The organism is Cryobacterium sp. TMT3-29-2 (genome assembly GCF_004564305.1).
In the GTDB taxonomy this organism is placed as follows: domain Bacteria; phylum Actinomycetota; class Actinomycetes; order Actinomycetales; family Microbacteriaceae; genus Cryobacterium; species Cryobacterium sinapicolor.
In genome coordinates this window covers 21,188-31,201 of record NZ_SOGK01000066.1, presented here as the reverse complement: position 1 = coordinate 31,201, position 10,014 = coordinate 21,188, and the positions used below count along the sequence as shown (strand labels likewise).

The window sequence follows — 10,014 nt, the reverse complement described above, 5'->3', positions numbered from 1 at the left end:
GGCCGCCGGGGCGGCAGCCGGGCTCGCGGCAGCAGCAGGTGCGTCAGCAGCGTCGGCCGGCGTCGCCGCCGCCGCCGGCGCGGCGCTCGGCTCGCCGTCGTCCAGGAGCGCGATGGGAACGCCGATGGAGACCAGTTTCCCCTCGGGCACGAGCTGCTCGGACAGCGTTCCGGCCTCGTAGGCCTCGTATTCCATCGTGGCCTTGTCGGTCTCGATCTCGACGAGCAGGTCACCGACCTCGACCCGGTCACCGTGCTGCTTGTGCCAGATCGCGATCGCGCCTTCCTCCATCGTGTCGGAGAGACGGGGCATTGTGATTTCGATCATGATTTTTCACCCATCGGGTAGCGGCGGCGACCGACGGCGTCGAGGGTCTGACGGATGGCGCCGATGACGTCCTCCGCCGACGGCAACGCGGCCGTCTCCAGCGGTTTTGAGTACGGCAGCGGCACCTCGGCCATGGCGACGCGTCGAACGGGTGCGTCCAGGTAGTCGAAGGCGCCGTCGGAGATCGTGGCCGCGATTTCGGCGCCGATCCCATAGGTCAGCCAGTCATCCTCGAGGATGACGGCGGCGTGCGTCTTTTTGACGGACTCGACAACCGTTTCGCGGTCGAGCGGACGCAGGCTGCGCAGGTCGATGACCTCGATGTCGAGGCCGTCCGATTCCGCGAGCTGCTGCGCCACCTGAAACGCGACGTGGGCCATCCGTGAATAGCCGATCAGGGTGATGTCGCGGCCCGTGCGCGTGACGGCGGCCTTGCCGATTTCTGCCGGAACGTCGCCGTCGGGCACCTCGCCCTTGACGTTGTAGAGGGAGAGGTTCTCCAGGAAGAGAACGGGGTCATCGTCCCGGATCGCCGCGATCAGTAGCGCCTTGGCGTCGGCCGGCGTGCTGGGCGCGACGACCTTCATCCCGGGGACGAAGGCGTAGAAGAGTTCGATGTTCTGCGAGTGGGTCGCTCCCAGCTGCTGTCCGCCGCCGCCGGGCGTGCGGATGACGAGGGGCACTCTGGCCTGTCCGCCGAACATGCCGTAGATCTTGGCGGCGTGGTTCACGATCTGGTCGAGCGCGAGCAGGGAGAAGTTGATGGTCATGATCTCGACCACGGGGCGAAGCCCGAGCATCGCGGCGCCGATGGCGGCGCCGGTGAAGCCCTCTTCGGCGATCGAGGTGTCCCGCACGCGCTTCTCGCCGAACTCGTCGAGCATGCCCGCGGTGATCTTGTACGCGCCCTCGAAGAGGCCGATCTCCTCGCCCATCAGGAACACGTTCTCGTCCCGCAGCATCTCGGAACGCAGCGTGTCGTGCAGGGCCTGACGATAGGTCATGATGCTCATCGGTTGACTCCGTAGTCGGGGATCGGCGCCGGCTCGAACAGGGGCTGCCCGGGCAACCGATGGGAGTCATTGGCCACGGGGGTGGCATAGGTGTAGTCGAACAGGGTCGACACGTCCGGGAACGGACTATTCTCGGCGAAGGCCGCCGCCTCGGTCGCCTGAAGGGTTGCCTCCGCGTCGATCTTCGCCAGTTCCTGCTCGTCGAGCAGGCCGTCGGCGACCAGCATGGCGGCGAAGGTGTGCACCGGGTCTCTCTCCGTGACCAGGGCCATCTCCTCGTCGGAGCGGTACTTGGCCGGGTCGACCACGGAGTGTCCACGAAGTCGTTCCGTCACGACCTCGAGCAGGAAGGGCTTACCGCTGCGAGCCATCGCGACGGCGCGCTGGGCTGCCTCGAACACGGCGACGGGGTCGAGCCCATCGACGCGATCCGACGCCATCCGGTAGGCGGATGCCCGCTTGTAGAGGTCCGGTTCGGCCGACGCCCTGTCGACGGTCGTCGCCATTCCCAGCCTGTTGTTGATGATGACGTAGACGATCGGCAGGTTCCAGAGAGCCGCGATGTTCAGCGACTCGTGAAAGGCCCCGATATTCGTGGTGCCATCGCCCATCGTGCACAACACGATCTCGTCCCCGTCGCGGTAGTCGATGGCCAGGGCGGCGCCCGTCGCCAACGGGATCTGACCGCCGACGATGCCGTAGCCGCCCAGCATCCGCTTCTCGAGGTCGAACATGTGCATGGAGCCGCCCCACCCCTTGGACACCCCGTCGGAGCGGCCGTACAGCTCGGCCATCACCCGGTTGGGGTGGATGCCGCGGGTGATCGCGTAGCCGTGCTCGCGGTAGTTGGTGAAGAGGTAATCGCTCGGGCGCAGCGCGGACATGAGACCGACGACCGCAGCCTCCTCACCGAGATTCAGGTGGCAGTAGCCGCCGATCAGCGCCTGCGTGTAGGCGCGGGCTGCTCGCTCTTCGAACCGGCGGATGAGCATCATCTGCCGGTAGAAACCGGTCAGGCGCTCCCGATCAGCCGGCAAGACGACGGGTTGTGCGTCAGGGGTCGATCGACCCGAGGCAGTGGATGGTCGGGACTTGGTCGCCACGGCTGTTCGCGGTCGGGTTGACATGAAAGAACTCCCTGCTCGGCCTTCATGAGGCCGGGGATCGAAGAGTCGCATCGAATTTTAATGATACGAATTAGTTTCATTCTACATCCGAGAGTACGTTTGCCGTAAACCTTTTTCGCAGATCCGAAGGGCGGACCATGGAGCCGGCAACCACAGCGAGCCCGGTCCGCAAGCTCGGCCGGCCCACGGAGGAGGGGCGCATCGAACGTCGAGGTCAGATCCTCGACGCGGCCTTGCCGGTCTTCCTCGAATACGGCTTCGGCAACGCGACGGTGGACCGGATTGCCGCCGCGGCCCGCGTCACCAAACGCACCATCTACACCTACTTCGGCAACAAGGACGGCGTCTTCACCGAGATGCAGCAGAGGCTCGCCAAGAACGTCAGCGGCGAGCCTCTGCACCCGGAGACGCTGGAGTCCCTCGCCGCACGCATCGTCTACGGATTGCACTCCGCCCAGATGATCGGACTGCACCGCCTCGTGATCGCCGAGTCGCTGCGGTTTCCCGAACTCGCCCGACGGCTGCACGACAACGGTGACATGCGGCACGTCGCGCGCCTCGCGGATCACCTTCGGGCCGAGCACGGTGAGGCCGCGGCCGCCCATGCCGAATCGCTCTACGCCCTACTGCTCGGCGAAGACTACCGGCGGCGGTTGCTCGGGCTGCTCGGCCCGGTGACCGAGGCCGAGGCCACGGTTCAGGCTCGGTCCGCGCTGGCCCTCATCCAGCTGGCCGAAGCGACTGCACCTCAGGCCGATGACGCCCCGTCGGCGCCCACCGCCACAGCAGGGTCGCGTTCCGGGGGCAGCGGTTCATAGTCCGTGCGGCTGATTTCGAGCGTGCAGGTGTTCCGCTCGACGAACGGGTGGAGTGCGTCGGCACTGAGCGGCCCGTCGGTCTGTTCGAGTATCCCCCGGAGCAAACCGAAGTGCACGCGGCAGACTTCCGGGTGCACTCGAGCCATCTCGCTGTAGGGGCATTCGTGCAGGTGGACGTGCCTGCCGTCAGCGGCGAGTTTTGCGTCGAATCCGGTCTGGTCGAGGTGGTCGTCCAGGGCGTCGATCTGGCGCTGCAGGGGCGAATGCAGAACCGCCTCGATCGGGAGCATCTGGCGCACCTGGTCGCCGCGTAGCTCTGATGCCTGCGCCTGGGCTTCCCTGATGCAGCCGTCACGGGAGTCGGCGCCGCTGGCGGCGCTGTACAGGATGCGCGGGCGCCCCTTGGCCTCTCGGTGCTCCACCTCCCAGGTGACGAAACCGTCTCTGATCAAGCGCTGCAGGTGCTCCCGGGTGGTGTTGTGGTGGAGCTCGGCCGCCTCGGCCAGATCGCCCACGGTCATGGTTCCGCGCTGCATCAGGTGGTGAAGCAGAGTGATCCTGCTGAACGACGCGAGCGTGCGATAGCTCGATGACTGGTGGTGCGGCATCCGTTAAGTATTCATCTCGTGTCGGTGAAAGACCAGCAACTCGGTTGTAGTGGACGGCCTGCGCCGAGCACCCCAGGCTCGTCGCCATCCGGCCCGGTCGATACCGGGTGCCGCCGACAGGCCCCCCGGTGGGACGGTGCGTGCTCGGGCCGACGGCCGTGCACTGACGTCGGTGAAATCCGGAACCGCGATTTCGTGATCGATGACCGCGCCGTCGGCGATGAAGGCCCCGCGGCCGATCTGCGTATTGCTGGCCAGGCGCGCCTCGTTTCCGACGATCGCATCGGCCCCGACGTGAACGTTCGCTCCAACGAAGACCCGTGCGCCGATGATCGCCCCGTGGTCGATCCAGCTGCCCTGCCCGATCCACGATTCGGGCCCGACCTGGGCGTCACTCTCGACATAGGTTGCGCTCGAAACATAGGCACTCGGGTTCACCTGGGCCCCAGGCGACACCAGTCCACGCCCGTTCTCGTGCCGGCGGTATTTCGTCACCTCACCCTTGTCGAGTTCCACTTCTACATTCATTCTTGCCACTAGCAGCCTCCTCGATTTCATCTTGCGATGATTTAAAAGGATATATCTGCTTTTAAGGACTGTCGAGGAGAGATCTCCGGCCACCACCGGAACGGGCGTCGCACCGGCCGGCGCGCGGACCAGACCCGGGCCAGGATCGGACCCGGCCCCGGGCCGGGTGCGGGTGCGGGTCCGGGTCCGGGTCCGGGTCCGTCAGCCTAGACGGCGCTGGACGGCTCCCACAGGTTGATGCCCATGTCGACGGCTTGCTCGTCGATCGCGGCGATCTCTCCCGCCGTGAACGCGAGGTTGTCGATCGCGGCGATGTTCGACTCCAGCTGCTTCACCGACGAGGCGCCGACGAGCGCCGAGGTGACGGTGTCGCGTCGCAGCACCCAGGACAGGGCGAGCTGGGCGAGCGACTGGCCGCGGGCATCCGCGATCTCGGTCAGGGCACGGATGCGCCCCACCGTCGCATCGTTCACCATGTCACGACTCATCGAACCGGCCTGCGAGGCGCGGGAGCCCTCGGGCACCCCGTTCAGGTAGCGGTCGGTGAGCAGCCCCTGGGCCAGCGGGGAGAAGGCGATGCAGCCGACGCCGAGGTCGTCGAGGGTGTCGAGCAGTCCGTCTTCGACCCAGCGGTTGAACATCGAGTAGGAGGGCTGATGGATCAGCAGCGGCGTGCCCATCTCGGCGAGGATCGCGGCGGCCTGCCGGGTGCGCTCGGGCGAGTACGACGAGATGCCGGCGTACAGCGCCCGCCCGCTTGTGACAGCCGTGTGCAGCGCACCCATGGTCTCTTCGAGCGGCGTGTCCGGATCGGCCCGGTGGGAGTAGAAGATGTCGACGTAGTCCAGGCCCATCCGGCCGAGGGACTGGTCGAGGCTGGACAGCAGGTACTTGCGCGAGCCGAAGTTGCCGTACGGGCCCGACCACATGTCGTACCCGGCCTTGGTCGAGATGACCAGCTCGTCGCGGTGCGGGGCGAAGTCCTGCGCGAGGTGCACGCCGAAGTTGCTCTCGGCGCTGCCCTTGGGCGGTCCGTAGTTGTTGGCCAGGTCGAAGTGCGTGACGCCCAGGTCGAAGGCTCGGCACAGGATGGCGCGCTGCGTCTCCATCGGCGCGGTGCCGCCGAAGTTCTGCCAGAGGCCAAGCGAGATCGCAGGCAGTTTGAGTCCGCTGCGTCCGGTGCGGCGGTAGGGCATGGAGTCGTAACGGGTTTCTGCGGGAAGGTACGTCATTCCTTCAGACTCGCACAGTCGGCTGAGGGCCCTCGGCGCGACGGCCCCACCCCACAGCCGAAGCCGCCGAGCGAACCGGTGCTGACCTGCTGATCCACCGAGTCATCCTCTCGGCCGATGCGGCGCGCCCTGCAACCCTGCGAAGATCGAAGTTCCCCATTCATCCTGTTCCCCGCCTCCTGGAGTGTTGCCCGTGTCACCCCGACTGCTCTACCGCTCCCTGTCGATCGCCGAGGCGATCACCTGGACCATCCTGATCACGGCGATGCTGCTCAAGTACGTGTTCGCTCCCGGCGAGTTCGGCGACGGAGCGGTTCGGGTCGGCGGCTTCGTGCACGGGCTGGTGTTCCTGGCCTATGGGATCACCGCGGTGCTCGTGGGGGTCAACCAGCACTGGCGGCTCCGGCTGATGCTGCTCGCAGTGGCCACCGCGGTGGTTCCGTATGCCACGATCCCCTTCGACCGCTGGCTCGAGCGGCGCACCCTGCTTGAGGGCGACTGGCGCCGCAAGGCCACCAGCGACCCCCGCGACCACACCCTGGCGAGCCGGCTTCTGCGCATCGGCCTGGCGAGGCCGATCCTGCTGGCCTCCGTTCTGGTGGTTGGACTGGTCGCCGTGTTCACGGTGATGCTGTCGCTGGGCCCGCCCGGTGGCGGCGCCTGACTGCTGCGCCCCGACCGCTCAGCCAGGATCGAGGTTGTCCGGCCTCGACCGTCCGGCGCACGCGGCGAACTGCGACAGCGGCCAGATCGCGATCCAGCTGTACATCGCGGCGCGATGAACGCACCCGTGGGCTGGGGCGGGGAACAGCCCGGCGGGTAGACTGACCGGGTCAAGCATCCGTTATCTCTGGGAGAACGCCACTCGTGACCGCTGTTACCACCACACCCTCCCGCGGCATTGCGGACACCGTTGCGAACGCGATTGCGACGCCGGAGAAGGAGCAGCCGTTCGACGCGCTGGGGCTGACGCCGGGCGAGTACGCGGAGATCCGCCAGATCCTCGGCCGCCGCCCCACGAGCGGCGAGCTCGCCATGTACTCGGTGATGTGGAGCGAGCACTGCTCCTACAAGAGCTCGAAGAAGTACCTGCGCTCGTTCGGCGAGAAGGTCTCCCCCGCCATGAAGAAGAATCTCATGGTCGGCATGGGCGAGAACGCCGGCGTGCTGGATGTCGGCGAGGGCTGGGCGGTCACGTTCAAGATCGAGTCGCACAACCACCCCTCCTACATCGAGCCGTTCCAGGGTGCCGCAACCGGCGTCGGCGGCATCGTGCGCGACATCATCTCGATGGGCGCCCGCCCGGTCGCCGTGATGGACGCGCTGCGATTCGGGGACATCGACGATCCAGACACGGCCCGCGTCGTGCACGGCGTCGTCTCCGGCATCTCCTTCTACGGCAACTGCCTCGGCTTGCCCAACATCGGCGGCGAGACCTGGTTCGACCGGGTCTACCAGGGCAACCCCCTCGTCAACGCACTCTCCGTGGGCGTGCTGCGTCACGAAGACCTCCACCTCGCCAACGCCACCGGCGCGGGCAACCAGGTCGTGCTCTTCGGAGCCCGCACCGGCGGTGACGGCATCGGCGGAGCATCCATTCTCGCCTCGGACACCTTCTCTGAGGGCGGCCCCACCAAGCGGCCCGCCGTGCAGGTCGGCGACCCGTTCGCCGAGAAGGTGCTGATCGAGTGCTGCCTCGAGCTCTACCGCGAGAAGCTCGTCGAGGGCATCCAGGACCTGGGCGCCGCGGGAATCTCCTGCGCCACCAGCGAGCTGGCCTCCAACGGCGACGGCGGCATGTTCATCGAGCTCGACAGGGTGCTGCTGCGCGACCCCACCCTGACGGCCGAAGAGATCCTGATGAGCGAGAGCCAGGAGCGCATGATGGCCGTCGTCACCCCCGAGAAGCTCGCCGGCTTCCTCGCGGTGACCGCCAAGTGGGATGTCGAGACGAGCGTGCTCGGCGAGGTCACCGATTCCGGCCGCCTGATCATCGACTGGCACGGCGAAGAGATCGTCAACGTCGACCCGCGCACCGTCGCCGTCGACGGCCCGGTCTACGACCGCCCGGTCGCCTACCCCACCTGGCTCGACGCGCTGCAGGCCGACACCGCCTCCGCGCTGCCTCGCCCGCTCTCGCCCGAAGCGTTGCGCGAGCAGTTCCTCGCCCTGCTCGGATCGCCGAACCTGGCCGACCCGAGCTGGATCACCGACCAGTACGACCGCTACGTGATGGGCAACACGGCTCTCTCGTTCCCCGACGACGCGGGCATGATCCGCATCGATGAGGAGTCCGGCCTCGGCTTCGTCATCGCCACCGACGCGAACGGCCGCTACTGTCAGCTCGACCCGTACCGCGGAGCCCAGCTGGCCCTCGCCGAGGCCTACCGCAACGTGGCCGTCACCGGCGCGGTGCCGGTCGGCATCAGCGACTGCCTCAACTTCGGTTCGCCGGAGAACCCCGAGGTCATGTGGCAGTTCTCCCAGACCGTCGACGGTCTGGCCGACGGATGCCTGGCCCTCGAGATCCCGGTCACCGGCGGCAACGTGTCCTTCTACAACCAGACCGGCGACCAGCCGATCTTCCCGACCCCCGTGGTCGCCGTGCTCGGCGTGATCGACGACGTCGCCCGCCGTGTGCCCAGCGGATGGCAGGACGACGGACACAACATCTACCTGCTCGGCGTGACCCGGGAGGAGCTCGACGGCTCGGCCTGGGCAGGCGTCATCCACGACCACCTGGGCGGGCTGCCGCCGGTCGTCGACCTGGCCGGCGAGGCCGCCCTCGCCGGGCTGCTGCACGCGGCGTCGATCGAGGCGCTCGTCGACAGTGCGCACGACCTCAGCTCGGGCGGGCTCGCCCAGACCCTCGCCGAAGCCGTACTCCGGTTCGGGGTCGGAGCCCGCGTGTGGCTCGGCGACATCTGCGAGCGCGACGGGATCGACGCATCCGTCGCCCTGTTCTCGGAGTCGGCCGGCCGCGTGATCGTGTCGGTGCCGCGGGAAGACGACGTGAAGTTCCTCGGCCTGTGCGAGGGGCGCAACTACCCGGTGCTGCGCATCGGCGTGACCGACTCGACCTCGGCGAGCCTGGAGATCCAGGACCAGTTCACGGTGTCACTCGCCGACCTGCAGTCGCGTCACCGCAGCACGCTGCCGTCCCGCTTCGCGCAGTAGAGGCTCCCCCGACCGACCCCGTCTCTCCCGTGCGTGCGGCCAATCGGCCGCCATGGCCCGGCCGAAAGCGGACCTTTCCGCGCACGCGCGAGGCCCGCGGGTCGGCGGCTGCCTGTGGATAGAGCACCGGGCGACTGGCGACGAGTGACATCATCGTGCGATGAGGCCGCCTTCTGAGTTACCACCCGAGCTCGGTGATGGACCGTTTTCAGTTGCAGACGCCCATCAGCTGGGAGTCAATTCCGGGCGGCTGCGGCGCAGCGACCTCGCGCGGCCCTTCCACGGCGTGCGCGTGCGCGCGGGGCGCAGCCTGTCTCCACATCCCACCAGCGAAGCCGGCAGGTGGTCCCGCATCCGGGCAGCAGCGCGCGCCCGCGCCGAGCACTATGCGGTGCGGATGCCGGCAGATCAGTTCTTCAGCCACGCGACGGCCGCGCTTCTCCACGGGCTGCCTCTCCCCATCCGGCTCCTGGAGCAGTCAAGCGTGGATGTCGGTACGAGCGTTCGGACCCGTCGCCGCAGCGGCAAGGGCGTGCGCGGGCATTTCATTCCTCCGGATCGGGTGCGCATCGTCAAGGTGGGACACCTCCCCGTCGCTTCGGAGGTCGATGCGTGGGTCCAGCTGTCGACGGTGCTCACCCTCGATGAGCTGATCATCCTCGGCGACTCCCTCGTGCGCCGGCAGCGGCCTCCGGCCACGATGGCAGAACTACGCGCAGCCGGGGCAGGACAGGCCGGATTGCCCGGTGCACGTCGCCTGCGCGAGGCCCTCAGCCTGGTGCGTCCACGCACCGATTCTCCCAGGGAAACAGTGCTTCGCCTCCTGATCGTGCGGGCCGGCCTGCCTGAGCCGGAAGTGAATCTGACACTACTCAATCGTTTTGGCGCCTTCATGGCATTGGGTGATCTCGCGTATCGCCGCTACAAGGTTCTCATCGAGTATGACGGCGGGCAGCACCGCGAAGACGAACGACAGTTTCACCGTGACATCGACCGCCTGGACGAGCCGATGGAAGAAGGGTGGCGAGTCATCCGTGTCAACAAATCGCATCTTCCGCAGGCGATAATCGCTCGCATCCGCACCGCACTCCTTGATCGCGGTTGGATCCCCTGACACTCACCGGGCCCAGATCCGCGGGACGCGTGCGCTTGAAACGCCGCCATCCCCCGTCGGCAGGCGGCGT

10 protein-coding genes are annotated in these 10,014 nt (G+C 67.5%); 4 read left to right on the top strand and 6 right to left on the bottom strand.

What is annotated here, in order from left to right; translation table 11 throughout:
* The 3 genes from E3O67_RS08075 to pdhA all read right to left on the bottom strand — a co-directional run.
* The coding region (locus E3O67_RS08075; protein ID WP_304999317.1) for a biotin/lipoyl-containing protein at positions 1-327 on the bottom strand (327 nt) is incomplete at its 3' end.
* A complete protein-coding gene (locus E3O67_RS08070) occupies positions 324-1,340 on the bottom strand; it encodes an alpha-ketoacid dehydrogenase subunit beta (protein WP_134433298.1) in 1,017 nt (338 codons plus the stop codon). The genes E3O67_RS08075 and E3O67_RS08070, both read right to left, overlap by 4 nt.
* Entirely contained in the window at positions 1,337-2,377 is a 1,041-nt protein-coding gene (gene pdhA / locus E3O67_RS08065; RefSeq protein WP_241979410.1) for a pyruvate dehydrogenase (acetyl-transferring) E1 component subunit alpha, read from the bottom strand. The genes E3O67_RS08070 and pdhA overlap by 4 nt, the downstream gene beginning before the upstream one ends.
* 227 nt (positions 2,378-2,604) lie before the next feature.
* Here pdhA and E3O67_RS08060 point away from each other — a divergent pair, with 227 nt between their 5' ends.
* Positions 2,605-3,285 (top strand): TetR/AcrR family transcriptional regulator, encoded by a 681-nt coding sequence (locus E3O67_RS08060; RefSeq protein WP_135102422.1) that lies wholly within the window; start codon positions 2,605-2,607, stop codon positions 3,283-3,285.
* Here the strand turns inward: E3O67_RS08060 and E3O67_RS08055 are convergent.
* From E3O67_RS08055 to mgrA, 3 genes are all read right to left on the bottom strand, one after another.
* Entirely contained in the window at positions 3,216-3,893 is a 678-nt protein-coding gene (locus tag E3O67_RS08055; RefSeq protein ID WP_135102421.1) for a metalloregulator ArsR/SmtB family transcription factor, read from the bottom strand. The two genes, E3O67_RS08060 and E3O67_RS08055, sit on opposite strands and share 70 nt — an antisense overlap.
* Before the next feature lie 3 nt (positions 3,894-3,896).
* Positions 3,897-4,421: a hypothetical protein gene (locus tag E3O67_RS08050; protein ID WP_241979412.1), complete on the bottom strand. Its 525-nt coding sequence runs from the start codon at positions 4,419-4,421 to the stop codon at positions 3,897-3,899.
* 206 nt (positions 4,422-4,627) lie between these two features.
* Positions 4,628-5,653 carry an L-glyceraldehyde 3-phosphate reductase gene (mgrA, locus tag E3O67_RS08045; RefSeq protein ID WP_134433288.1) on the bottom strand — a complete coding sequence of 342 codons (1,026 nt, stop codon included), beginning with the start codon at positions 5,651-5,653 and terminating at the stop codon, positions 4,628-4,630.
* Between the two features lie 193 nt (positions 5,654-5,846).
* On the opposite strand from mgrA, the gene E3O67_RS08040 reads away from it, so the two are divergent.
* The 3 genes from E3O67_RS08040 to E3O67_RS08030 all read left to right on the top strand — a co-directional run bounded on the left by E3O67_RS08040 (position 5,847) and on the right by E3O67_RS08030 (position 9,944).
* A complete protein-coding gene (locus E3O67_RS08040; RefSeq protein WP_241979409.1) occupies positions 5,847-6,317 on the top strand; it encodes a DUF3817 domain-containing protein in 471 nt (156 codons plus the stop codon).
* Between the two features lie 203 nt (positions 6,318-6,520).
* Positions 6,521-8,830 (top strand): phosphoribosylformylglycinamidine synthase subunit PurL, encoded by a 2,310-nt coding sequence (purL, locus tag E3O67_RS08035; RefSeq protein ID WP_134433284.1) that lies wholly within the window; start codon positions 6,521-6,523, stop codon positions 8,828-8,830.
* A 397-nt stretch (positions 8,831-9,227) separates the two neighbouring features.
* On the top strand, positions 9,228-9,944 hold the full coding sequence (locus E3O67_RS08030; protein WP_241982072.1) for a hypothetical protein: 717 nt from the start codon (positions 9,228-9,230) through the stop codon (positions 9,942-9,944).
* The last annotated feature ends 70 nt before the right edge of the window (positions 9,945-10,014 follow it).